Source organism: Delftia sp. 11MD, from assembly GCF_050907895.1.
GTDB classification, from domain to species: Bacteria; Pseudomonadota; Gammaproteobacteria; order Burkholderiales; family Burkholderiaceae_C; genus Comamonas; species Comamonas tsuruhatensis.
Genome location: NZ_CP194333.1, coordinates 1,765,221 through 1,789,717 on the forward strand (window position 1 = coordinate 1,765,221; position 24,497 = coordinate 1,789,717).

Consider the following 24,497-nt stretch of genomic DNA (forward strand, 5'->3'; position numbering starts at 1 on the left):
GCCCGGGTGCCTGGCGCCCGGGCTTTTTTTTCCCAGAATTTCGTATTTCCAGAGGAGTCCGACATGCTTGACAACAACCTGAAAGCCCAATTGCAGGCCTACCTGGAGCGCCTGCAGCGTCCGGTGGAGCTGGTGGCTTCGCTGGATGACAGCCAGGGTGCGCGCGAGCTGAAGGAGCTGCTGCTGGAGATCCGCGAGCTGAGCGACAAGATCACCGTTGTCGAGCACAACGATGCCCAGGTGCGCAAGCCCTCCTTCCTGATCACCAATCCCGGCGTGGACAGCGGCGTGCGTTTCGCAGGCGTCCCCCTGGGCCATGAATTCACCTCGCTGGTGCTGGCCCTGCTGCAGGTCGGCGGCCATCCGTCCAAGGAATCGGCCGAGTTGCTGGAGCAGGTGCGCAATATCGACGTGCCGCTGCACTTCGAGACCTATTACTCGCTGTCCTGCCACAACTGTCCCGACGTGGTGCAGGCGCTGAACCTGATGTCCGTGCTCAATCCCAAGATCAGCCACACCGCCATCGACGGCGGGCTGTTCCAGAAGGAAGTCGAGCAGCGCGAAGTCATGGGCGTGCCCACGGTCTTCGTCAATGGCGAGCGCTTCGGCCAGGGCCGCATGGAGCTGGCCGAGATCGTCGCCAAGGTCGACACCGGCGCCGCTTCGCGTGAAGCGGCCAGGATTTCCGCCAAGGACGCCTTCGACGTGCTGATCGTCGGTGGCGGCCCCGCCGGCGCGGCCGCTGCCATCTATGCGGCACGCAAGGGCATCCGCACCGGCATTGCCGCCGAGCGCTTCGGCGGCCAGGTGCTGGACACCGTGGACATCGAGAACTTCATCTCGGTCTCCAAGACCGAAGGCCCTCAGCTGGCCGCCGCCATGGAGCGCCATGTGCGCGACTACGAGGTGGACATCATGAACCTGCAGACGGCGTCCAAACTGATTCCGGCTGCCACGGAAGGCGGGCTGATCGAGGTGCAGACCGCCTCGGGCGCCAGCCTCAAGGCCAAGACCGTCATCCTCTCGACCGGCGCGCGCTGGCGCAACATGAACGTGCCCGGCGAGGACAAGTACCGCACCAAGGGCGTGACCTACTGCCCGCACTGCGACGGACCGCTGTTCAAGGGCAAGAATGTGGCCGTCATCGGCGGCGGCAACTCGGGCGTGGAAGCGGCCATCGACCTGGCCGGCATCGTGCGCAGCGTGACGCTGCTGGAGTTCGCCAGCGAGCTCAAGGCCGATGCCGTGCTGCAAAAGAAGCTCAAGAGCCTGCCCAATGTGACCGTCATCCTCAACGCCCAGACCACCGAGGTCAACGGCGACGGCAAGAAGGTCACCGGCCTGACCTACAAGGACCGCACGACGGAAGAGGTCAAGACCGTGGCGCTGGAAGGCATCTTCGTGCAGATCGGCCTGCTGCCCAACACCGACTGGCTCAAGGGCACGGTGGAGCTGACCCGCTTCGGCGAGATCGTGATCGATGCCAAGGGCCACACCAGCGTGCCCGGCGTGTTCGCCGCAGGCGACTGCACCAACGTGCCGTACAAGCAGATCATCATCGCTGCCGGTGCCGGCTCCACGGCTGCGCTGTCGGCCTTCGACCACCTGATCCGCCACTGAGCTGAACAGGCGTGAGAAAGGGCCCGGATGCCTCGGCATCCGGGCCTTTTTTTCATTCCGGCGCTGTCAGGCGCGTGCCTTGCCGGCGCAGGTGGCACACAGATGGCTGTCCAGCAGCCCGGTATGCCAGCAGGGATTGCTCCAGGGCCTATGCGCCAGATCAAATCAATGAATGAGAACTATTCGCATATAATTTTTCTCCATCCAGCCAGCACATGACGCGCCAACGGCTGGCGGGCCAACCGCCAGCCGCTGCAACCAGAAGCCAGCTCTCGCACATCCATGTTGATCAGAGAGAGAGGGCTTCGCAATGGCTTACGACTTCGCAATGCAATCATGCGCCCGGCGGGCGCGCCATCCCCTGGCCGCCGCCTGCGCGGTGCTGTGCGCCTCCGCTGCCCTGGCCCAGGGGCCGGGGCAGGCCGCCGCAGACGCGGCAAATGCCGCAAACGCCGGAGATGCCGACACGCAATTGCTGGCGCAGGCCGCGTCCGGGGCACGGACCCGTGCCCCGGCCCTCAAGGAGATGGTGATCAGCGCCTCGCGCGAGGTGCAGGACCCTGACACCCTGCCCATGAGCATCGACGTGATCGACGCCGGCCGCATGGAGCGCGAGCAGGCCAGCGACATCCGCGAGATGGTCAACCTGCTGCCCAATATCGATGTGCCGCGCGCCCCGGCGCGCTTCTCGCTGGCGGCCTCGTCGGCCGGGCGTGACCAGAACAGCGGCTTCAACATCCGTGGCCTGGATGGCAACCGCGTGCTCATGCTGGTCGATGGCGTGCGCCTGCCGCGCAGCTACAGCTTCAGCGCCAACAGCTTCGGCCGCGACTACCTGGACCTGGGCCTGGTGCAGCGCGTGGAAATCCTGCGCGGCTCCACGCCCGCGCTGTATGGATCGGACGGCATGGGCGGCCTGGTCAACTTCGTGACCGTGCAGCCGGACGATCTGCTGGGCAGGGACAAGCGCATCGCCGGCCGCGTGGCTGCCGGCTATGACGGCTCGGACAACGGCCGCAAGCTGGGCGCCACCGTGGCGGGCCGAGTCAGCCCCGAATGGGCCTGGCTGCTGTCGGCGGGCCTGGGCCGCTCCCGTGCGCTGGAGAACATGGGCACGAACAACGTGACGGGCGCGGCGCGCACCACGCCCAATCCCGAGAAAGACCGCAGCGAATCGCTGATGGGCCGCCTGGTCTTCACGCCCAGCGCCGTGCACAAGCATGTCTTCACCTTCGAGAACGTGGACAAGCGCGCCGACTACGCCCTGCTGTCCGCGCGCTCGGCCACCGTGGCCAATTCCGACTCGCGCACCGACATGAAGCGCTGGCGGGCCAGCTGGCAGGGCCAGTGGCAGCAGCTGGGCACGGCGCTGGCCGACGAACTGCAGCTGATGGCCAGCTACCAGAAGTCCGACGCGCGCGAATTCGTCACCGAGACGCGCATCGGTCTGCCGTACCGCGAGCGCGACGTGACCTATGACGAGGACGCGATCCAGCTGCACGCCCAGGCCAGCCGCCTGCTGCGCTGGAGTTCCTCGGCCAGCGGCAAGTTCACGTACGGGCTGGACTACCTCCGCAACAAGGTGGTCAACGTGCAAAGCGGCATCACGCCGCCCGTGGGCGAGAGCTTCCCGCTCAAGCGCTTCCCCGACACCACCGAAAGCGCCACCGCCCTGTTCGCCCAGGCCGAACTGCACAACGGCCCCTGGAGCGTGACCCCGGGCCTGCGCGCCGAGCACTACAGCATCAAGCCCCGGCAGAACGGCTTTGTGCCCACCGTGGTCAGCAACTCGGACTCCGCGCTCTCGCCCAAGCTGGGCGTGATGCTGCAGGCCAGCCCGGTCTGGTCCGTCTATGGCAACTATGCGGCAGGTTTCCGGGCGCCCAATGCCGGGCAGATCAACGCCTTCTTCGAGAACCCGGTGGCGTTCTACCGCAACATTCCGAATCCCGACCTGCGGCCCGAAAAGAGCCAGACCTTCGAGCTGGGCCTGCGCGGGCGCATGGACAGGCTGCGCCTGGACGCCGCCGTGTTCACGGGACGCTACAAGGACTTCATCGTCGACCAGCAACTGGTTGCGGGCCAGCCCGGCAACGCGGCCAACCCCGCCATCTACCAGTCCATCAACGTGGGCCGCGCCCGCATCAGCGGCTTCGAACTCAAGGCCGACTACGACTGGGGCCGCTGGGCCGGCGGCGACTGGCAAACGCGCCTGGCCTACGGCTACACCGATGGCAAGGACACGCAGTCCGACAAGCCGCTGGACACCATCTCGCCCCAGCAACTGGTGCTGGGCGTGCGCTACGAGCGCTCTGTCGTGGGCGTGCAGTTCAACGTCTCGCACTGGAGCGGCAAGAAGGCCGGCGACGTGTCCAACGGCAGCACGGCCTGGCTCAGCCCCTCGGCCACGGTGCTGGACCTGAGCGCGCAATGGCGCATCCGTCCCGACCTGCGCCTGAACGCCGGCATCTACAACCTGACCGACAAGAAGTACTGGCGCTGGTCCGATGTGCGCGGCCTGCTGGCCACCACGGCGATTGCCGACGCCTACAGCCAGCCGGGGCGCCATGCGCGCGTCTCGCTGATCAAGGATTTCTGAAGCCCGGCGCCTGAAGGCCAGGCGCCGCGACCCGTGTCCCAACGATGTTTTGCAACGCAAGGAGAGCCCCATGCACCGTACCGAGAGTGAAAGCCTTGCCCGTGACGAGGAATACCTGCTGGCCGAAGGCGAGGCCCAGCTGGCCGCCACGCTGGCGCTGATGACCGGCTTCGGCCACGGTTGCTGCGAGGCCCACCGGCCCGCCATTGCCGGCAAGGTGGCCGATCAACTGCAGGGCCTGTCCGGCGACAGCAGCTTTTCGCCGGACATGCGGGCCTTGCTGCAACGCCTGCAGCGGCGCTGGCAGGCGGTCTCCGAGGCCAGCGCCGCGCAGCGCGCACCCCGGGCCGAGGCGGCGGCCGAGACCCGCCATCCCTCCGTTGCCCACGCGCTCTGGCATGCCCCTTTGGAGACCCTGCAATGATCACCACCGCCGCCGCAGCCTGCGATGACCTGCTGATTCCCGTCAATGCGCCCGACGTGCGCCAGCGCTTTGCCCAGGCACGCCAGAGCGGCCTGCGAGCCAAGGAGGCCGCCGAATCCATGGGCCTGCCCGAAGGTGCCGCCATCGGCGCCCACGCGGGCCTGCATGACGGCGGCCTGCAGGTCGTGCCGCTGCGCGCGCAGTGGCTGCAGGTGCTGCGCGCGCTGCAGGACTGCGGCACCGTGATGGCGCTCACGCGCAATGAGTCCACGGTGCATGAGAAGACGGGCGTGTACCAGAAGCTCTCGGCCAGCGGCGGCGTGGGATTGGCGCTGGGCCGCGAGATCGACCTGCGCCTGTTCTTTGCCCAATGGCATGCCGGCTATGCCGTGACCGAGCAGCCCGCCCAGGCTGGAAGGCCGGCCACGCACAGCCTGCAGTTCTTCAATGCCCACGGCCGCGCCGTGCACAAGGTCCATGCGCGCGAGTCCACCGACATGGCAGCGTGGGATGCGCTGGTACGGCGCTTTGCCGAGCCCAGCGCGGGCTACCTGTTTCGCCATGCCCGGCCCAGAGCGCTGCCGCAGTCCGACAAGGTCATCGACGTGCACGGCCTGAGCGCCGCCTGGGATGCCCTTCAGGACACGCATGAATTCTTCGACCTGCTGCGCCGGTTCGGCGTGGAGCGCCAGCAAGCCTTCCGTCTGGTCCCCGGCCATTGCGCGCGGCTGGCACCCGAGTCCGTGGCCCAGTTGCTGGGTGATGCGACGGTGGACGGGCTGCCCATCATGGTCTTCGTGGACAGCGGCGGCTGCATCCAGATCCATACCGGCCCCGTGCACAATATCCAGCCCATGGGCACGCCCGGCGGCGCGCAATGGATCAATGTGCTGGACCCGGGCTTCAACCTGCATCTGCGCTGCGACATGATCGCCAGCGTCTGGGCCGTGCAAAAGCCCACGGCCGATGGCGTGGTCACCTCGGTCGAGGCCTTCGACGCGCAGGGCGATCTGATGGCCATGTTCTTTGGCGAGCGCAAACCGGGCCTGGCCGAACTGCCGGGATGGCGCGAGCTGGTGGCGGGCTTGCCGCGCTTGGCAGTGCAGACACTGGCCTGAGCGGCCCAGGCCCTGGAAAGAGCCGGCCGGGCCGCCTCAGAGATGCACGGTGGCGGCCACCAGCCTGCCCACCAGCGGACGCACCACCATCACGCAGACAAAGGCCACGGGCATGGCCAGCACATAGGTCTGCATCACGCGCCGCAGGTAGTCGGCGCCCAGGCCGCTGTTGGCGCCGACGATGGCGCAGCACATCAGAAACGCCATGATGGCCGACATGTAGAAGGCAAAGACGATGGGCGCGAAGCGGCGGTGCAGCTTGCGGCTGCGCGGCGCCGCAGGGGTTGCGGGAGCGATGGAGGCAGAGGTATCGGGCATGAAGGCGTATCCGGTCAGGCCGCTTGTCGATTCGGCGCGGCAAGTGCGCAACTGTAGGCAAGGCCCGGGCCGCCGTGTAGAGGGCTGCAGCTTGGTGCACTCGTAAGCTATATTGATGAATTGATTTTTCATCCATAGGTTTTTGTGCCTAATCTGCGCTCCATCGAGACCTTCGTCAAAGCCCTGGAAGGCGGCTCCATCGCGTCGGCCGCGCGCCAGCTGGGTATTTCTCCTGCAGCGGCCAGCCAGAACATCGCCCGGCTGGAGCGCGAACTGGGCACGCGCCTGATCACGCGCACCACGCGCTCCATGGCGTTGACCGAAGCCGGCGAGCGCTATCTGGCACGTGTGGGCCCTGTGCTGCAGGAGCTGGAAAAAGCGCAGTCCGACCTGTCGCAGCTGCATGGCGAACTGCAGGGCCGGCTGCGCATCGCCTGCATGGCCGCCTTTGGCCGCCATGTGCTGGCGCCGCTGCTGCCGGCCTTTGCCGCGCGGCATCCCCGGCTGGAGCTGGAGTTGCTGGTGGTGGACCGGCAGGTGGATGTGCTCAAGGAAGACGTGGACATCAGCGTGCGCTACCGCGATGTGCTGGAGCCCGGCATGGCCGTGCGCCAGCTGGCGGCCGTGCCGCGCGTGCTGTGCGCCTCGCCGGCCTACCTGCAGGCCCACGGCAGGCCGCAGACCGCGCAGGACCTGCTCGACCATGCCTGCCTGCTGTACCGGCGCGAGGCCGATGGCCGCTTCATGCGCTGGCCGTTTTTGCGCGACGGCAAGCGCGTGGACCCGCAGCTGCGCGTGACCGCCATCGCCAGCGATGTCGATGCACTCACCGAAATGGCCGTGGCCGGTGGCGGCATCGTCTGGATCGGCAGCTTCATCGCCCACCGGTACATGCGCGAAGGGCTGCTGCAGCCGCTGGCCCTGGGCCCGGCGCGCAAGGGGCAGCTGCACTTCGATGACACCACGCTGGATTTCTTCGCATGCTTTCGCGACCGCCAGTACGTGCCTACCAAGGTGCGTGCCCTGGTGGACTACCTGGTCGAGACGCTGCCGCAGCAGCCCATGCTGCGCTGGAACGCCTCGGCCTGAGACCGGGTTCAGTGCCCCAGGTGCTGGGGCAGGACTTCCTGCAGGATCGTGGTGGCGATTTCCTCGATGGACTTGGTGGTGCTGGACAGCCACTGGATGCCGCTGCGGCGCATCATGGACTCGGCCTCGGCCACCTCGTAGCGGCAGTTGGCAAGGCTGGCGTACTTGGAGTCGGGCCGGCGCTCGTTGCGGATGCTGGACAGGCGCTGGGGGTCGATGGTCAGGCCGAACAGCTTCTTGCGGTAGGGCACCAGGGCGGGCGGCAGCTGCTTGCGCTCGAAATCCTCGGGAATCAGCGGGTAGTTGGCCACCTTGAGACCGAACTGCATGGCCAGGTACAGGCTGGTGGGCGTCTTGCCGCTGCGCGAGACGCCCACCAGGATCACGTCGGCGCCCGTCAGGTCCTGGTGGGTCTGGCCGTCGTCATGGGCCAGCGTGTAGTTGATGGCCTCCATGCGCTCCAGGTATTCCTTGCTTTCGCTGATGTCGGCGAAGCGGCCCACGCGGTGCAGCGACTTCTGGCCCAGCTCCAGCTCCAGCGGCCGCACGAAGGTGCCGAACATGTCGAATACCTTGCCCTTGCATTGGCTCTCGATCAGGTCGAGCATGTCCTGGTTGACCAGGGTGGTGAAGACGATGGGCTTGTGGCTTTCCGACTCGGCCACATGGTTGATCTGCCGCACGGCCTGGTGGACCTTGTCCATGGTGTCCACGAAGGGGATGCGGACCAGGCGCGACTTGGTGTCGAACTGGGCCATGATGGCCGTGCCAAAGGTCTCGGCTGTAATGCCAGTGCCATCGGAGATGACGAAGATGGTGTGGGTGTGCATGGTGGTCGGGCTCTGGACAGGGGGCTGCCGTCGGTTCACGGCAAACGCCTACAATGGCGCCCATTATTCCCAATTTCCCATCCATGCTCGCTGCCGGCCTCCAACCAGAACAGCAAAGCCTCGCGCACGCCTGCGTGGGTGGATCGGCCGTGCCCGGCTTTGGCAGCCGGGGCGGCGCACTACGGTTTTCAACTTCTGGAGCTTTCCCATGTCTCAACTGTTCGAGGCCACCGCCCTCGTCGTTCCGTTTGAACAACTGAGGATGACCGATGTCGAGTCCGTAGGCGGCAAGAACGCCTCGCTCGGCGAAATGATCTCGCAGCTGCCGCAGGGCGTGCGCGTGCCCACGGGCTTTGCCACCACGGCCCATGCCTTCCGCCAGTTCCTGGCCCACGACGGCCTGGCCGACAAGATCAGTGCCAAGCTGGCCGCCCTCGACGTGGAGGATGTCCGCGCCCTGGCCCAGGTCGGTGCCGAGATCCGTGCCCTGGTCGAGAACCAGCCCTTCCCGGCCGATCTGGAGCAGGCCATCCGCGAGGAATTCGTGCGCCTGCAGGGCGGCAACGAGGCGGCCTCGTTCGCCGTGCGTTCCTCGGCCACGGCCGAAGACCTGCCCGACGCCTCGTTCGCCGGCCAGCAGGAAACCTTCCTGAACGTGGTGGGCATCGAGTCGGTGCTGCACAAGATGAAGGAGGTGTTCGCCTCCCTGTACAACGACCGCGCCATCTCCTACCGCGTGCACAAGGGCTTTGCCCACGACGTGGTGGCCCTGTCGGCCGGCGTGCAGCGCATGGTGCGTTCCGACCTGGGCGCGGCCGGCGTGATGTTCACCATCGACACCGAATCGGGCTTCGAGGACGTGGTCTTCATCACCTCCAGCTACGGCCTGGGCGAGACCGTGGTGCAGGGCGCCGTCAATCCTGACGAGTTCTATGTGCACAAGCCCATGCTCAAGGCCGGCAAGAAGGCCCTGATCCGCCGCAACCTGGGCTCCAAGCTGATCCAGATGGTCTTTGCCTCGCCCGAGGAAAAGGCCGCCAGCGGCAAGCTTGTCAAGACCACCGACGTGGCCCATGAGCTGCGCAACCGCTACTCGCTGTCCGACGAGGACGTGCAGCAGCTGGCCCACTATGCCCTGGTCATCGAGCAGCATTATGGCCGCCCCATGGACATCGAGTGGGGCAAGGACGGCACGGACGGCCAGCTCTACATCCTGCAGGCCCGCCCCGAGACCGTGAAGAGCCAGGCCAAGGGCCAGGCCGAGCAGCGCTACGCGCTCAAGGGCACGGGCAATGTGCTGGCCGAAGGCCGCGCCATCGGCCAGAAGATCGGCACGGGCCCGGTGCGCCTGGTCAATGACATCGCCAACATGGACCAGGTCCAGCCCGGCGACGTGCTGGTGACCGACATGACCGATCCCAACTGGGAGCCGGTGATGAAGCGCGCCTCGGCCATCGTCACCAACCGTGGCGGCCGCACCTGCCACGCGGCCATCATTGCGCGCGAGCTGGGCATTCCGGCCGTGGTCGGCTGCGGCAACGCCACCGATCTGCTCAAGGACGGCACCCTGGTCACCGTCAGCTGCGCCGAAGGCGATACCGGCAAGATCTATGACGGCCTGATCGAGACCGAGGTCACCGAGGTGCAGCGCGGCGAGATGCCCGCCATCAAGACCAAGATCATGATGAACGTGGGCAACCCCCAGCTGGCCTTCGACTTCGCCCAACTGCCCAACGAGGGCGTGGGCCTGGCCCGCCTGGAGTTCATCATCAACAACAACATCGGCGTGCACCCCAAGGCCATCCTGGACTATCCCGCCGTGGATGCCGACCTCAAGAAGGCCGTGGAGTCCGTGGCCCGTGGCCATGCCTCGCCGCGCGCCTTCTACGTGGACAAGGTCGCCGAAGGCGTGGCGACGATTGCCGCCGCCTTCTGGCCCAAGCCCGTGATCGTGCGCATGTCGGACTTCAAGTCCAACGAGTACCGCAAGCTCATCGGCGGCAGCCGCTACGAGCCCGAGGAAGAGAACCCCATGCTGGGCTTCCGTGGCGCGGCGCGCTACATCTCCGAGGACTTCGGCGAGGCCTTCCGCATGGAGTGCGAGGCACTGCGCCGCGTGCGCGAGGACATGGGCCTGACCAACGTGCAGATCATGATTCCCTTCGTGCGCACGCTCAAGCAGGCCGAGCGCGTCACCCAGCTGCTGGCGGCCAACGGCCTCAAGCGCGGCGACAACGAACTCAAGCTCATCATGATGTGCGAGGTGCCCTCCAACGCCATCCTGGCGGACGAGTTCCTCGAGTTCTTCGACGGCTTCTCCATCGGCTCCAACGACCTGACCCAGCTCACGCTGGGCCTGGACCGCGACTCCGGCCTGGAGCTGCTGGCCGCCGACTTCGACGAGCGCGACCCCGCCGTGCGCAAGATGCTGTCGCGCGCCATCAAGGCCTGCCTGGACCAGGGCAAGTACGTGGGCATCTGCGGCCAGGGCCCATCCGACCACCCTGACTTCGCCCAATGGCTGGCTGACGAAGGCATTGCCTCCATCTCGCTGAATCCCGACAGCGTGGTCGCCACCTGGCAGCGCCTGGTGCAGTAAGGGCTGGCAGCGTCGCCATGCATACGCCGGACGCGCACTTGCATGACGACGCAGTCGGGGGACCGTCCGAAGGCGAGACCTTCGCCCCCGACCTGCACGACATCCACCATCTGTGGCTCAAGGCCGTGCTGCTCGCGGTCTGGGTCGCGGTCTCCTTCGGTGCCTGCTACTACGCACGCGACCTGCAGGCGCTGGTCCCCGACTGGCCGCTGGCCTACTGGTTCGCGGCCCAGGGGGCAGTCCTGATGTTCCTGGCCATCGTCATCGTCTATTGTCTGTCCATGGACCATTTCGAGCGCCGCGAGGCCCGGGCCGCTGCCCCGTCTGAACCCGCCGCCCCGCCGTCGCCTCCCGGCCATGGCTGAGCGCTCGCTGCTGACGGCCGCCTCCCGCTGGCGGCTGCACCGCATCGTGGCCCTGTACACGCTGGGCGTGCTCGGCTTTCTGGCCCTCATGTTCTGGGCCGAGCAGCAAGGCCTGTCGCGCCACTGGATAGGCCCCATCTTCCTGTTCTTCACCGTCATGGTCTACGCGGCCATCGGCGTGTACCTGCGCACCAGCGATCCCGAGGAGTACTACGTCGCGGGCCGGCGCATCCCGCCCTTCTACAACGGCATGGCGGCAGCGGCGGACTGGGTCAGCGCGGCGTCCTTCATCAGCCTGTCGGGGGCGCTGTACCTGCAGGGCTTTGCCGGCGTGCCGGGGCAGGCCGGCGGACTGGCCTACCTGCTGGGCTGGACGGGCGGCTTTTGCCTGGTCGCCATGCTGATCGCGCCGCACCTGCGGGCGATGAAGCTCTACACCATTCCCGACTTCTTCCAGCAGCGCTACGGCGGGCGCTGGCCGCGCGTGATCGCGGCGCTGGCTGCCGTGACCTGCTCGTTCACCTACGTGGTGGCCCAGATCTACGGCGTGGGGCTCATTGCCTCGCGGCTGACGGGCGTGCAGTTCGAGATCGGCATCATGCTGGGCCTGGGCGGTGTGCTGCTGTGCTCCTTCCTGGGCGGCATGCGTGCCATCACCTGGACCCAGGTCGCGCAGTACGTGGTCATCCTGCTGGCCTTTCTGATCCCCGTGTCCTGGCTGGCCTACCGGCAGATGGGCAATCCCGTGGCGCCGCTGGCCTATACGGCCCAGCTCGGCCAGATCGCGGAGATGGAGCAGCGCCTGCTGGACTCGCCGGCCGAACAGGAAGTGGTCGCCGCCTACCGCCTGCGCGCCGAGGTGCTGGAGGACAAGCTCAAGGACGTGCCGCGCGTGCTGGCCGCCGAGCGCCAGCAGCTGTCCGAGCGCATACGCGATCTGCGCACGCGCAGCGGCGACATTGGCGCCATCATGGCGGCCAGCCGCGAACTGGCCGCCATGCCGCGCGACGAAGCGACTGCGCGCGCCCTGTGGACACGCCAGCTGCAGGAGATGCGCGAGCGCGAGAAGCCGCTGGGCGGCATTCCGCTGCACAGCCTGCCCTTTGCCGGCAACCCCGATGGATCGGCCGAGGAGCGTCAGGTCTACGAGGACAGCCGGCGCAACTTCCTGGCGCTGATGTTCTGTCTCATGGCCGGCACGGCAGGCCTGCCGCATTTGCTCACGCGCTACTACACGGCGCCCTCGGTGTCGGGGGCGCGGGCCTCGGTGGGCTGGACGCTGTTCTTCATCGGCGTGCTGTACATGAGCGCGCCGGCCCTGGCCGTGCTGGTCAAGTTCGAGGTCATGAACAACCTGGTGGGCATACGCTTCGACGAATTGCCCACCTGGATGGCGCAGTGGGCCCGGGTCGATGCCTCGTTGCTGGCCGTGGAAGACGTCAATGGCGACGGTGTCCTGCAGTTCGGCGAGATCCGCATGGGCGCCGACCTCATCATGCTGGCCACGCCCGAGCTGGGTGGCATGCCCTACGTGGTCTCGGGCCTGGTCGCGGCGGGCGGCCTGGCCGCCGCGCTGTCCACGGCCGATGGCCTGCTGCTGACCATCAGCAATGCGCTGGTGCGCGACTTGTACTTTCGCGCGCGGCGGCGCCGCGCCTCGCCCGAGCAGCGCGTGATCCTGTCCAAGTTCGCGCTGCTGGTGGTGGCGCTGTCGGCCGCCTTCGTGGCCTCGCGCCGTTCCTCGGACATCCTGCCCATGGTCACGGCCTCGTTCTCGCTGGCGGCATCGGCCTTTGTTCCGGCCATGGTGCTGGGCATCTTCTGGCGCGGCACCACGCGTCGCGGGGCGGTGGCCGGCATGCTGGCCGGCCTGGGCATCACCGTCTACTACATGGTCTCGCACGTGCCCGCGCTGCAGCCTGTGTTGCCCGAGGCGCTGCATGCCCGCCTGTGGTGGGGCATACAGCCGATTTCCTCGGGTGTCTTCGGCGTGCCGGCGGGCCTGCTGGTGACCTGGCTGGTCAGCTGCCTGGACCCGCGCCGGCGCGCTGCGGCGCGCTCCGTGCCAGGGCGCGTGGCCTGACGCGGCATGGGCTCCATGGGCCGACGACATTGCCAACGAAATTGCCAATTTTTGTCTTGATGGCAGATCTGGATCAGTCCCGGCCCAACTGAAGCCCGCGCGTGCTGGAAAACCCGCTTTTGGGAGCCGGAGGCTCATGACACGCTGCGAGCCGTGTCCGATCCGATCCCCTGCAGAAAATTGCGTCCGCCATGCATCTTGCGAAAACGTCCGCCGGCCAACAGGCATTCAAGGAACGCCATGCCGATCTCTCTCCCCGGCTGCGCTCGGCCTTTTTGCTGTTTGACGGCCAACGCAGCGTGGCGCAGGTGCTGCAGGCCGTTGCCGGCATGGGCGTGACCCAGGACGAAATCCTGGCGCTGGTGGAGCGTGAATGGCTGGCGCCCCGCGATGCAGCCGAACCCCGGCTGGGCGTGGTGGCCGTTGCGGCGCCTGCCGTCACTGCTGCCGCCGCATCGCCGGCCCAGCCTGCCGGCGATGCGTCTGCGCCATCCGAGCCTTCGCTGGCCGTGCGCTACCGCAACGCCTATCCGCTGGCGGTGGCCATCACGGCCAATATGGGGCTCAAGGGATTCCGGCTCAACCTGGCCGTGGAGGCGGCCATGGGCTACGACCAGCTCGTGGCGCTGGCCCCGCGCCTGCGCGAGGCTGCCAGCCCCGCCAGCTATGTGCCGCTGCACGAGGCGCTGTTCGGCAAAGCCCCCTGAGCGAGAAGCCGCCCCCACGCTGTCCTTGCCGCGCAAGGTCAGATGCTCCTGGGGGCTCTTTGGACGCTCCGGAAATGAAAAAAGGCAAGGCGCCTTCGCGCCTTGCCCTTGCGTGGGCCAGCGGGTGCAGGCTCAGACGGCCAGCAGCTCCACGTCGAACTTCAGCGTGGCGTTGGGCGGGATCACGCCGCCAGCGCCGCGTGCGCCGTAGCCCAGTTCGGCCGGGATGATCAGGGTGCGCTGGCCGCCCACCTTCATGCCTTGCACGCCTTCGTCCCAGCCCTTGATCACCATGCCGCCGCCCAGGGGGAAGACGAAGGGATCGTTGCGGTCCTTGCTGGAGTCGAACTTCGCGCCTTGCACGCCGTTGTTGTAGAGCCAGCCCGTGTAGTGCACGGTCACGCTGCGGCCGCGCTGGGCCTCGGCGCCGTCACCCACGACGGTGTCTTCATACTGCAGGCCGGATGCGGTGGTGGTGAAAGCCATGGTGGTATTCCTTGAGAGAGAAACGGTGGGGGAAAAAGACTGTCCGGCGGCAAGAGGGCGAAGGGCCTGGCCGCAAGAATCACTTCTTGGCGCGCGCGGCCACCCAGCGGTTGGCGAATGCCTGCACATCGGACAGGCGCTTGAGCAGGTCCTGGCCGGCCAGCGTCACGGTATAGCCGTCGGAGCCATGCTCCAGCAGCCCGCATTCGCGCAGTTCCTTGATGCGGGTGTTCAGCGTGTTGGGCGTGATGCCGCCCACGCTGTCTTGCAGCAGTCGAAAGGTCTGAGGATGGCCGTCACGCAAAGCCCACAGCACGCGCAACGCGTAGCGGCATTCGAGTTTCTCGAACAGCTGGTTGATGGCGGCGTTTTCCTTGGAGCTCATGACGCTTCTCCTTGCGCAATGGTGTGTGTGAGCCGGCGGGGGCATCCGGGTGGGACGCGCGCCGAGCCAAGTCCCGGGGAACTATAGCTCTGGATCCATTCTGCTACAAGTTTGGTAGCTCAAAACCCACAGCGGCAATGCGCTTCGCTAGAGGAATACGCGAATCTCCGTACCAGTGTTGCAGGCCCGCCACGCAACCTGCCCGCTGGACTTCGGTTTCTCAGCTCTTGAGTTTGAGCAGATAGGTCATGACGCTGGCCGTGGTGTGCTCCAGCTCCAGAAAGCCGCTGAAATCGCGGCCTGCCTGCCACGAAGGCTCCCAGCGGTTCTGCCGCAGGGCGCGCTGCCAGCTTTCGTGCTGGGTCGCCTGCTCCACGGCGCCCAGCAGGGCCTGGGCGCGTGCGGCGCTGACCTGCTTGCCCGTGAAGACGGCGCGCCAGTTGGCCATGTCGGCATCCAGTCCCTGTTCGCGGAACGAGGGCAGGCCGAACAGGCTGCGGCGCGAAGACACGCCAATGGCGCGCAGCCTGCCGCTGGCCAGGGCTTCGCTGAACTCGCTGTAGCCGGACACGCCCATGCGCGCATCGCCCTTGAGCAAGGCCTCTACCACCTGGGCGCCGCCCGGAAAGGGCTTGTAGACCAGTTGCTCGGGCGCCGCCTTGGCGGCGCGCGTGAGCAGGCCGGCAAACATGTGGTCCACGCCGCCGGCCGAGCCGCCCGCAAACGACTGGTGGGCCAGATCGCTGCGCAGCGCGGCGACCAGGTCCTTGGCATTGCGGATGGGGGAGTCGGCAGGCACGGCCACTACCAGATAGTCGCTGGTCAGGCGGGCAATCGGCTGCACGTGCGACATGTTCACGGCCGGCTTTTGCAGCGCCACGGCACCGACCATGACCATGCCGCCGATCAGCAGCGCATCGGGGTCCTGGCCATGGCGTTCGACAAACTGTGCCAGGCCGATGGTGCCGCCCTTGCCGCCCAGGTTTTCATACTCCACGCGATCTGCCGCGCCGCAGGCCACCAGGGCCGCGCCCAGTGCGCGGCCGGTCTGGTCCCAGCCGCCCCCGGCATTGGCCGGAATGACGATGCGCAGGCTGGCGGCCACGCGCTGGCCCCCGGCGGCAGCGCGCGGCGCATGGGCCGCAGGCGTTGCAGCGGGCGGCGCGGCATGGGCCAGCGGGGAGCACAGCATGGCCAGGGCTGCGCCCTGTGCCAGCAGCTGGCGGCGGTTCTGGCGCGTGCCGTCACCGGAGTGGGCGGCGTTGGCAGTGGTTTGCGAAAAGCTCGGAAGGCGCATGCAGTCTCCAATCGGGTTCGCGCGCCATTGTGGGCGCAAATGAATCAGAAAAGCAGATTATGTAAGCATGTGCGTCAGCTAGTTGACATAACGCAGGCTGTCTGGCGGCATGGGTGCCAGATGCTTCAGGCGAGGGCCCACTGACGGTGCATCGCTGTCCCGGGATGCATGGGGGCATGCGCGCCCCGGGGGCAAGGAGCGGAGATGGAGCGCCGTGACACAGATGTCGATTAAGCCGGTAAAGCTTGTGTAAATGCGATCAATTCTTATTCGTGGGCGGTAGAATCCCCCGGCCTTTTTCTTTCCTGTGCTCCCCGTGGCCGCCGCCGTGATGGTTGTGGCCGCGTGGTGCTGCCGCCTGCCTCTGTTGCGATGACATCCCCCAAACCGGACCCTCGGCGCCGTTCCTACTGGCTCAAGACACTTCACGAGTGGCATTGGGTCAGCTCTGCGCTGTGCCTGATCGGCATGCTGCTGTTCGCCGTCACGGGGTTCACGCTCAACCATGCGGGGCAGATCGAGTCCAAGCCGCGCATCGTGCGCGGCGAGGCGGCATTGCCGGACGCGCTGCGCGTGCAGCTGGTCCGGCAGCAGGCCAGCCAGTCGCGCGACCGTGCTCCCGTGCCTGCGCCATTTGCGGACTGGGTGCGCGGCCAGTGGGGGCTTGAGGCCGAGGGCCGCGAAGCCGAATGGACGGCCGACGAGCTGTATGTGTCCCTGCCTCGCCCCGGCGGCGATGCCTGGGTGCGCGTGGCCCTGGCCGATGGCGAGGCCGAATACGAGCGCACCGACCGGGGCTGGATCGCCTATCTGAACGATCTGCACAAGGGCCGCAACACGGGCGCTGCCTGGAGCTGGTTCATCGATATCTTTGCCGCAGCCTGCCTGGTGTTCACCGTCACCGGGCTGTTCATCCTGAAGATGCACGCGGGCAACCGTCCCTTCACCTGGCCCATGGTCGGCATGGGGCTGGTGATTCCCATGCTGCTGGCCCTCCTGTTGATCCACTGAGAACCGAAAGAGCCTTGCCTATGAATCCGCACTTCTCTCTGCGCTACACCATGGCGCTTGGCGCCTGCCTGGGCGCGGCCCCGGCCTTTGCCGCCGGCCTGAACGTGGGCGTGGAGGTCCCGCGCCTGGATGTCGCCGAGTACCACCGCCCCTATGTGGCCGTGTGGATCGAGCGCGCCGACGCCTCGGTGGCCGCCACGCTGTCGGTCTGGTACGACGTGAAGATGCGCAATGCCGAAGGCACGAAGTGGCTCAAGGACATGCGCCAGTGGTGGCGCCGCACGGGCCGCGACCTGACGCTGCCCATCGATGGCGTGACCAGCCCCACGCGTCCCGTGGGCAAGCACCAGCTGAGCTTCACCGAAGGCGCCAACCCCCTCGCCAAGCTGCCGCCCGGCGAGTACAAGCTCGTGGTCGAGGCCGCGCGCGAAGTCGGCGGCCGCGAAGTGGTCACCGTGCCCTTCAAGTGGCCTGCCGCCAAGGCCGAGCAACTGAGCGCCAAGGGCAGCAGCGAGCTGGGCGAGATCAGCGTCGAGCTCAAGCCTTGAAATTGAAACCCCCTGAGGCCTTGCGCGTCTTCCCCCTCACGAGGCGGGTGACGCCATTGCTGCGGGGCGGCGCGGCCGGCCAGGCCCTTGCCCGGCATCCCTGAACTGGGCCCTGCATGTGGGCGGGCCACGCATCTTGCGGGGCACCCATGTGCCAGCCCCATCCACGAACCAAGGAGAATCTTCATGAAGTCCAAGACCCGCTTTGCCATCCGTCTGGCGGCCAGCCTCGCCATTGCCTGCGGCGCCTTCCAGTCCGCCCAGGCCCACAACCTGTGGCTGCTGCCCTCGACCACGGTGCTGTCCAAGGCCGAATGGATCACGGTGGATGCCGCCGTCTCCAACGACCTGTTCTTCTTCAACCACGTGCCGCTGGGCCTGGACAACCTCGTTGTCTCGGCACCGGACGGCTCGGCCGTCGCGCCGCAGAATGCCCATCGCGGCAAGCTGCGCAGCGTGTTCGACCTGGACCTGCAGCAAAGCGGGACCTACCGCCTGACCATCGTCAACGACGGCCTGTTCGCCTCCTGGAAGGACAAGGCCACGGGCCAGAACCGCCGCTGGCGCGGCTCGCCCGAGAAGTTCGCCGCCGATGTGCCCGCCGACGCGCAGGACCTGAAGGTGACCCAGTCCGTGGGCCGCATCGAGACCTTCGTGACCGTGGGCAAGCCCAGCGCCGTCAAGGCTTCGGGCAAGGGGCTGGAGCTGGTGCCCGTGACCCATCCCAACGACCTGGTCAAGGGCGAGAAGGCCACCTTCGCCTTCCATGTGGACGGCAAGCCCGCCGCCAACCTGGAAGTCGTGCTGGTGCCCGGCGCCACGCGCTACCGCGACAGCAAGGGCGAGATCAAGGCCACGACCGACGCCAAGGGCGAGTTCAGCGTGACCTGGCCCACCGCCGGCATGTACTGGGTGGATGCCGACGCCCAGGACAACAAGACCTCGCTGCCCCAGGCCAAGGAGCGCCGCCTGTCCTATGTGGGCACGTTCGAGGTGCTGCCCTGAGCCTTGCGTCCCCACCCGGGGCCCCGCCCGCGCCTGCGCCCGTGCGCGTGAGCTTCGCGCCCGCCCTGTTGCAGGGCAGCGCAGGCCGGGGCCTCGCCGCGCCTGTGTCCACGGGCGTGGCGTCCTTTGCCGTCTCCGGCTACGCGCCGCAGGCCGTGCGGCGGGCAGACCCCGCCGCGCTGCAAACACTCACCGGCGAGGCCATGGGCACGACCTGGAGCGTGCGCCTGCATAACCCGGGTTTCCGCCCGCTCGATGAGGCGCGCCAGGCCATAGAGGTTGCGCTGGCCCTGGTCGTGCGCCAGATGAGCAACTGGGAGGCTGATTCCGACATCTCGCGCTTCAACCGCGCAGAGGCGGGCAGCTGGCATGTGCTGCCTGCCGAATTCTTCACCGTGCTGACCTGCGCACTCGATTGGGCGCAGGCCAGTGGCGGCGCCTGGGACCCCACCGTGGGGCCGCTGGTCGAGCTGTGGGGCTTCGGCCCGCGTGCGGAAAAGGCGCAGGGCGCCGGCATCCCCGATGCCGATGCACTGCGGCGGGTGCGCGAGCGCGTGGGCTACCAGCGCATCGTGCTGGACCTGGAGGGCCGGCGCGCGCTGCAGCCCGGCGCCGTGCATGTGGACTTCAGCGGCATTGCCAAAGGCTATTCGGTGGACCTGGTCACCGAGCACCTGCAGGCGCTGGGCCATACCGATTTCCTCGTCGAGGTGGGCGGCGAGCTGCGTGCCTGCGGTCAGCGCCCTGGCAACCAGCCCTGGCGCGTGGCCGTGGCCAGCATGGCGGACCAGTCCACGCCGCTGGCGCTGCCGTTGCGCGACATGGCCATCGCCACCTCGGGCGACCACTGGCATGCCTTCGAGCAGGGCGGGCGCCGCTACTCCCACACCATCGATCCGCGCAGCGGCGAGCCCGTGGCGCACGGCCTGACCAGCGTCACCGTGCTGCATGCCGAATGCATGCAGGCCGACGCCCTGGCCACCGTGCTCACCGTGCTGGGGCCGCGTGCGGGCCTGGACTTTGCCGAGCAGCACGGAGTGGCCGCACTGCTGTGCGAGCGCACGGCGCAGGGCCCTGCCATGGCGATGACCACGGCGTTTGCCGCGCTGGCGCCGTGAGCGCCCCTATCCTTTTCTGCGCCGTGTAGATTTTCCGGTCACGCCATGTCCCTGTCCGAATCCGGGCTGCGCATACTCGCAGCCGCTGTCCTGGTACTGCTGTATGTGGCCATGTGCGCCGCCATCTGGTGGCGCGAGCGCCGCCAGCGCGTGCGGGCGCAGCACGAAGCCGCGGCGCTGGCCTCGGCGCGCGAGGGCGCGCTCCCCCTGCTTGTGGCCTATGCCAGCCAGACGGGCCAGGCAGAGGAGCTGGCACGCGAGACTGCGCGGCTGCTGCATACGGCCGGTGAGAGCGTGCATCTGTGCGCCCTCGATGCCGTTGATGTGAAGCTGCTGGCGCAGACCCAAAGGGCGCTGTTCATCGCCAGCACCTATGGCGAGGGCGATCCGCCCGACAACGCAGCGCTGTTCCTGGCGCACTCCATGGCGCAGGCGCAGGGCCTGTCCCATCTGCAATACGGCCTGCTGGCGCTGGGCGACCGGCAGTACGCGCAGTTCTGCGGCTTTGGCCGCGCGCTGGACGGCTGGCTGCGCGCCGCAGGCGCCAGCCCCTGGTTCGAGCGCATCGAAATGGACAACGGCGCGCCCCAGGCGCTCACCGCCTGGCAGCACCAGCTGACCCAGATCAGCAGCCTGGGCGACATGCCTGCGTGGGAGACGCCGGTCTTCAGCGAATGGACGCTGGCCGCGCGCCGGCATATGAACCCGGGCAGCGCAGGCGAGCCGGTGTTCCACATCGAGCTGCAGCCCCCTGCAACGGAGGCCGCGCTGTGGGAGTCCGGCGACCTGGCGCAGGTCTGCATTCCTGCGGACCCGCGGCATCCGCGCGAGTACTCCATCGCCTCCATCGCCCAGGACGGCTGCGTGCACCTGCTGGTGCGCCAGGCGCGGCGCGAGGACGGCTCGCCGGGCCTGGCCTCGGGCTGGCTCACGCAGGGCGCGCCCCTGGGGGCAGCCATCACCCTGCGGCTGCGTGCGCACCGCAATTTCCGGCTGGAAGACAACCTGCAGCGCCCGCTGGTGCTGATCGGCAACGGCACGGGTCTGGCCGGCCTGCGCAGCCACCTGCGTGCGCGTGCCGCAGCAGGCCTGGGGCCCAACTGGCTGCTGTTCGGCGAGCGCAATGCCGCGCATGACCGGCTCTATGGCGACGAGCTTCAGGCCTGGTGCGAGGGCGGCGTGCTGCAGCGCCTGGACCTGGCTTTCTCGCGCGATCGCAGCGAAGGCGCGCCGCGCGCCTATGTGCAGGACCTGCTGGCGCAGTCCGGCGATGTGCTGCGCCAATGGGTGGCGCAGGGCGCCGCCATCTATGTGTGCGGCAGCCTGCAGGGCATGGCCCAGGGCGTGGACCAGGCGTTGCACGCCGTGCTGGGTGAGGCGCAAATGGACCAGCTGCTGCGCAGCGGCCGCTACCGGCGTGACGTGTATTGAGGTGGTGAGAGCAGCTTGCGCCAGCGCAAGCATTGGTGCCGTCAGCGCTTTCTGCTCCTAGGAACGTAGCATCCGTGCGACAGATAAATCCTATTGTGATCATGAGAATGGAAATGATTCTCAATGTTCATATAATTTCGTTACATATCCCCATCCCATCGCATAACCAAAGATTTCAAAGCGAGTTGCACGGGCCTCACAGCCCGTTTTCCGTTTCTGGAGTGTTTGCATGTCGTATCGCGATCTGCGCGGCGTTCTTCCGTCGCGTCCTTCCCCTCTGGCCCTCCTGGTGGCCGCCATCTGTGCTTCGGGTGCCGCATCGGCACAGACCCCATCGCAAAGCAATGCGGCTGCCGCCACCGAGTTGCGCGAAGTCGTGGTCTCTGCCTCGGGCTTCGAGCAGGACATCAAGGAGGCGCCGGCCTCCATCACCGTCATTCCGCGCGAGGAACTGGCCAAGGGCCGCTTCGGCAGCCTGACCGACGCGCTGGAGAGCGTGGAAGGCATCGACGTAGGCGCCCCCGCGGGCAAGACCGGCGGCCTGAACATCAGCATCCGTGGCATGCCCAGCGACTACACGCTGGTGCTGATCGACGGGCGCCGCCAGAACTCGGCCGGCAATGTCACGCCCAACGGCTTTGGCGAGACGCAGACCAGCTTCATGCCGCCCATCGGTGCCATCGAGCGCATCGAGGTCATCCGCGGCCCCATGTCCACGCTCTACGGCTCCGACGCCATGGGCGGCGTGATCAACATCATCACGCGCAAGGTCGGCAAGACCTGGACGGGCAGCGTCAGCGCCGACTACACGCTGCAGCAAGAGTCGGAGTTCGGTGATATCAAGTCCGGCAAGTTCTACCTGAGCGACCCCATCAAGGAGGACCTGCTGGGCCTGTCGATCCGCGGCAGCACCCAGCGCCGGGCCGCTTCGGACATCACCTATGCGGGCGCCAACGGCCAGCCAGCCGTTCCCATCATGGGCGGCAACCCCGTCAAGTCCGAGATCAACAACCTGGGCCTGCGCCTGGCGCTCACGCCCAACAGGTACCACGACATCACGCTGGACCTGGACTCGGGCCGCCAGACCTATGACAACTCGCAGGGCCAGTTGGGCACGCTGGGCACGGGAGGCTACAGCCCCGAGCAGAAATACAACCGTGACCAGCTCACGCTGGCCCATACCGGTCGCTACGGCTTCGGAACCTGGGACACCAGCTTCATGGTCAACCGGACCGAGACCATCGGCCGGACCATTCCCCGGGGAACCCCGGGCGCGACGCCAGGTGCCGCGCGCACGCTGGAGGTGGAAAGCAAGGTGCTGGACAGCAAGCTGGTCCTGCCCTGGGGTGCCCACCTGACCACGCTGGGCGGCCAGTGGTGGGATGCCGAGATGAAGGACGGCGTGGCGCCGAACAAGTTCGCCTTCACGCAGAAGGCCCTGTTTGCCGAGGACGAATGGAGCCTGACCGACGCCTTCAAGCTCACCATGGGCGCGCGCTATGACCGCCACAGCCTCTTCGGCGGCAAGCTCAGCCCGCGCATCTACGGCGTGTGGAATGCCGCGCCGCAGTGGACCGTGAAGGGCGGCGTCAGCAACGGCTACAAGACGCCGCGCGTGGAGCAGCTGGCGCCCGGCATCAACGGCTTCGGCCAGCAGGGCCGCCTGCCGCTGGTGGGCAGCCCCAACCTCAAGCCCGAAACCAGCCGCACCACCGAACTGGGCGTCTATTTCGACAGCCCCACGGGCTTTGCGGGCAGCGCCACGGTGTTCAACAACGAGTTCAAGGACAAGATCACCAGCGGCCCGGGCCTGATCAACTGCGACTTTGCGGCAGCGCCCAATCGCCCCGGCTGCGTGAGCTTCGGCGACTGGCCGCTGGTGGATGCCTTCGGCCAGTCCATCAACGTGGACGAGGCCGTCACGCGCGGCCTGGAGCTGAGTGCGCGCATGCCGCTGGCGCGCGGCTGGAACGCCAGCGCCAACTACACCTTCACCAAGAGCGAGCAAAAGAGCGGCCCCAACCGTGGCAACCCGCTGAGCGACACACCCAGGCACGCGCTCAACGCCCGCCTGAACTGGGAGCCGGGTGCCCAGTGGAACCTGTGGCTGCGCGCCGAGTACCGCAGCGAGCGCTACCGTGACCCCGGCACCAGCGCCAGCTCCCAGGCCGCCAAGGCCGCGCTGGGCAACTACAAGGCCTATACCCAGTTCCACCTGGGCGGCAGCTACCGCGTGAGCAAGCAGTTCACCATCAACGCGGCCATCTACAACCTGTTCAACAAGGATTTCGTGGACTACCAGCCCTACAACGTACCGGGCCAGGTCCAGGGCACCGTGATCTTTGGCAACCGCTACGCGAACAACCAGGAAGGCCGCCGCCTGTGGGTGTCTGCCAACTACGAGTTCTGAGGCGGGTTCCGGGGCGCCTGGCTGGCCTGCATGCGTGAAGGGGCCAGCCTGACCAGCACCTGCAGCGTGCGGTTCAGCGGCACGGGCACGCCCAGGGCCTCGCCGCGCCGCACCACGTAGCCGTTGAGGTGATCGATTTCGCTGGGCTTGCCCAGCGCCAGGTCCTGGGCGGTGGACGAAAACTGGCCCGGCATGGTGGCCGGCAGGCCGCGCACGGCAGCGGGCACGTCGCCGGGCAGGGCCACGCCGTCGGCCCTGGCCACGGCCAGGCATTCGGCCACCACGTCGTCCACCACGTCCGTCACGCCGGGCGACTGCACCAGCGGGCCGTAGGGCAGCTGGCACAGCGCCGACAGCGCGTTGTAGGCGCAGTTGATCACCAGCTTGGCCCACAGCGCGCCGCGCACGTCGGGCGATACCTGCACGGCAATGCCTGCCTTGCCAAACTGCAGGGCCACCTGTTCACTGAGTGCGGACGGCGCAATGACCAGCTCGCCGCGGCCGAAATGGCGCACATGGCCGGGGCCGGCCATGGCCGTGGCCACGTAGACCACGGCGGCGGCCACGGCCACGGACGGGCCCAGCACGGCGCGCACGCGCTCGTCGTTGTCCACGCCGTTTTGCATGGTCAGCACCAGGGTGCCCGGCGCCAGGTGCGGCTGCATCTCGCGGGCTGCCTCCTCGGTGGCCGTGGACTTGACGCAGAACATCACCACATCGGCATCGCGCACGGCGCTGGCCTCGGTCGATGCCTGCATGGGCACCTGGATGTCCAGCGCCGCCGTCTCCAGCCGCAGGCCATGCTGCTGCACGGCCTGCACATGGGCGGGACGGCCGATCAGCGTGACCTGGTGGCCGGCGCGCGCCAGCAGCGCGCCGAAATAGCAGCCCACGGCGCCTGCGCCCATGACGGCGATGCGCAGCGGTTCGGAAGGAGAGGGGAGGCGGGCGGAAGAAGCGTCCATGGTGCAGATCGGATGGGCCTTTGATGGCGCCCAGTCTAGCCAGGCTGCCGTCGAAGGCCCATGCCGTCTTCCCTGCCGGGTGCCATTGC

The 24,497-nt window shown here is 67.6% G+C and carries 21 protein-coding genes; 15 read left to right on the forward strand and 6 right to left on the reverse strand.

Annotated features, from left to right (window positions below; translation table 11 throughout):
• The first annotated feature begins 63 nt into the window (after window positions 1–63).
• The 4 genes from ahpF (at window position 64) to ACRSCF_RS07975 (ending at window position 5,761) form a co-directional block, all read left to right on the forward strand.
• Window positions 64–1,620 carry an alkyl hydroperoxide reductase subunit F gene (gene ahpF, locus ACRSCF_RS07960; protein WP_016447609.1) on the forward strand — a complete coding sequence of 519 codons (1,557 nt, stop codon included), beginning with the start codon at window positions 64–66 and terminating at the stop codon, window positions 1,618–1,620.
• Between the two features lie 310 nt (window positions 1,621–1,930).
• Window positions 1,931–4,219: a TonB-dependent hemoglobin/transferrin/lactoferrin family receptor gene (locus ACRSCF_RS07965; protein ID WP_034364179.1), complete on the forward strand. Its 2,289-nt coding sequence runs from the start codon at window positions 1,931–1,933 to the stop codon at window positions 4,217–4,219.
• 70 nt (window positions 4,220–4,289) lie between these two features.
• On the forward strand, window positions 4,290–4,643 hold the full coding sequence (locus tag ACRSCF_RS07970; RefSeq protein ID WP_016447606.1) for a hypothetical protein: 354 nt from the start codon (window positions 4,290–4,292) through the stop codon (window positions 4,641–4,643).
• Window positions 4,640–5,761, forward strand: coding sequence for a hemin-degrading factor (locus tag ACRSCF_RS07975; protein WP_034364177.1), 1,122 nt, complete (start codon window positions 4,640–4,642; stop codon window positions 5,759–5,761). Before ACRSCF_RS07970 ends, ACRSCF_RS07975 begins: the two co-directional genes overlap by 4 nt.
• Window positions 5,762–5,797: 36 nt before the next feature.
• Here ACRSCF_RS07975 and ACRSCF_RS07980 read toward each other — a convergent pair whose 3' ends face one another.
• Window positions 5,798–6,079 (reverse strand): DUF2798 domain-containing protein, encoded by a 282-nt coding sequence (locus ACRSCF_RS07980; RefSeq protein WP_016447604.1) that lies wholly within the window; start codon window positions 6,077–6,079, stop codon window positions 5,798–5,800.
• Between the two features lie 144 nt (window positions 6,080–6,223).
• Here ACRSCF_RS07980 and ACRSCF_RS07985 point away from each other — a divergent pair, with 144 nt between their 5' ends.
• Window positions 6,224–7,168, forward strand: a complete 945-nt coding sequence (locus ACRSCF_RS07985) for a LysR family transcriptional regulator (protein ID WP_034364175.1) — start codon at window positions 6,224–6,226, stop codon at window positions 7,166–7,168.
• A gap of 8 nt (window positions 7,169–7,176) precedes the next feature.
• On the opposite strand, the gene ppsR is transcribed toward ACRSCF_RS07985, so the two are convergent.
• Complete coding sequence (gene ppsR / locus ACRSCF_RS07990) at window positions 7,177–7,998, reverse strand: posphoenolpyruvate synthetase regulatory kinase/phosphorylase PpsR (protein ID WP_016447602.1); 822 nt, start codon at window positions 7,996–7,998, stop codon at window positions 7,177–7,179.
• A gap of 208 nt (window positions 7,999–8,206) precedes the next feature.
• Here ppsR and ppsA point away from each other — a divergent pair, with 208 nt between their 5' ends.
• From ppsA to ACRSCF_RS08010, 4 genes are all read left to right on the forward strand, one after another.
• A complete protein-coding gene (ppsA, locus tag ACRSCF_RS07995; protein ID WP_034364213.1) occupies window positions 8,207–10,597 on the forward strand; it encodes a phosphoenolpyruvate synthase in 2,391 nt (796 codons plus the stop codon).
• 17 nt (window positions 10,598–10,614) lie between these two features.
• Entirely contained in the window at window positions 10,615–10,962 is a 348-nt protein-coding gene (locus ACRSCF_RS08000; RefSeq protein WP_034364173.1) for a DUF4212 domain-containing protein, read from the forward strand.
• Window positions 10,955–13,045 (forward strand): VC_2705 family sodium/solute symporter, encoded by a 2,091-nt coding sequence (locus tag ACRSCF_RS08005; protein WP_016447599.1) that lies wholly within the window; start codon window positions 10,955–10,957, stop codon window positions 13,043–13,045. The genes ACRSCF_RS08000 and ACRSCF_RS08005 overlap by 8 nt, the downstream gene beginning before the upstream one ends.
• 191 nt (window positions 13,046–13,236) lie before the next feature.
• Window positions 13,237–13,752, forward strand: coding sequence for a hypothetical protein (locus ACRSCF_RS08010; protein ID WP_034364171.1), 516 nt, complete (start codon window positions 13,237–13,239; stop codon window positions 13,750–13,752).
• 132 nt (window positions 13,753–13,884) lie between these two features.
• Here ACRSCF_RS08010 and ACRSCF_RS08015 read toward each other — a convergent pair whose 3' ends face one another.
• The 3 genes from ACRSCF_RS08015 to ACRSCF_RS08025 all read right to left on the reverse strand — a co-directional run bounded on the left by ACRSCF_RS08015 (window position 13,885) and on the right by ACRSCF_RS08025 (window position 15,920).
• Entirely contained in the window at window positions 13,885–14,238 is a 354-nt protein-coding gene (locus tag ACRSCF_RS08015; protein ID WP_012206859.1) for an FKBP-type peptidyl-prolyl cis-trans isomerase, read from the reverse strand.
• A gap of 79 nt (window positions 14,239–14,317) precedes the next feature.
• The gene (locus ACRSCF_RS08020; RefSeq protein ID WP_012206858.1) at window positions 14,318–14,623 is read right to left on the reverse strand and encodes a winged helix-turn-helix transcriptional regulator; all 306 of its coding nucleotides are present in this window, start codon (window positions 14,621–14,623) and stop codon (window positions 14,318–14,320) included.
• Window positions 14,624–14,843: 220 nt separating this feature from the next.
• A complete protein-coding gene (locus tag ACRSCF_RS08025) occupies window positions 14,844–15,920 on the reverse strand; it encodes a Bug family tripartite tricarboxylate transporter substrate binding protein (RefSeq protein WP_016451269.1) in 1,077 nt (358 codons plus the stop codon).
• Between the two features lie 372 nt (window positions 15,921–16,292).
• Here ACRSCF_RS08025 and ACRSCF_RS08030 point away from each other — a divergent pair, with 372 nt between their 5' ends.
• The 6 genes from ACRSCF_RS08030 to ACRSCF_RS08055 all read left to right on the forward strand — a co-directional run bounded on the left by ACRSCF_RS08030 (window position 16,293) and on the right by ACRSCF_RS08055 (window position 23,443).
• A complete protein-coding gene (locus tag ACRSCF_RS08030; protein ID WP_016447596.1) occupies window positions 16,293–16,931 on the forward strand; it encodes a PepSY-associated TM helix domain-containing protein in 639 nt (212 codons plus the stop codon).
• A 20-nt stretch (window positions 16,932–16,951) separates the two neighbouring features.
• Complete coding sequence (locus tag ACRSCF_RS08035; protein ID WP_432675498.1) at window positions 16,952–17,479, forward strand: DUF2271 domain-containing protein; 528 nt, start codon at window positions 16,952–16,954, stop codon at window positions 17,477–17,479.
• Window positions 17,480–17,665: 186 nt separating this feature from the next.
• A complete protein-coding gene (locus ACRSCF_RS08040; protein WP_034364167.1) occupies window positions 17,666–18,484 on the forward strand; it encodes a DUF4198 domain-containing protein in 819 nt (272 codons plus the stop codon).
• Window positions 18,485–18,525: 41 nt separating this feature from the next.
• On the forward strand, window positions 18,526–19,602 hold the full coding sequence (locus ACRSCF_RS08045) for an FAD:protein FMN transferase (protein WP_244387910.1): 1,077 nt from the start codon (window positions 18,526–18,528) through the stop codon (window positions 19,600–19,602).
• Between the two features lie 45 nt (window positions 19,603–19,647).
• Window positions 19,648–21,033 (forward strand): sulfite reductase subunit alpha, encoded by a 1,386-nt coding sequence (locus ACRSCF_RS08050; RefSeq protein WP_244387911.1) that lies wholly within the window; start codon window positions 19,648–19,650, stop codon window positions 21,031–21,033.
• 229 nt (window positions 21,034–21,262) lie between these two features.
• A complete protein-coding gene (locus tag ACRSCF_RS08055; protein ID WP_244387912.1) occupies window positions 21,263–23,443 on the forward strand; it encodes a TonB-dependent receptor domain-containing protein in 2,181 nt (726 codons plus the stop codon).
• Here the strand turns inward: ACRSCF_RS08055 and ACRSCF_RS08060 are convergent.
• Window positions 23,431–24,408: a ketopantoate reductase family protein gene (locus ACRSCF_RS08060; RefSeq protein ID WP_244387913.1), complete on the reverse strand. Its 978-nt coding sequence runs from the start codon at window positions 24,406–24,408 to the stop codon at window positions 23,431–23,433. The genes ACRSCF_RS08055 and ACRSCF_RS08060 overlap by 13 nt on opposite strands.
• Between the last annotated feature and the right edge of the window lie 89 nt (window positions 24,409–24,497).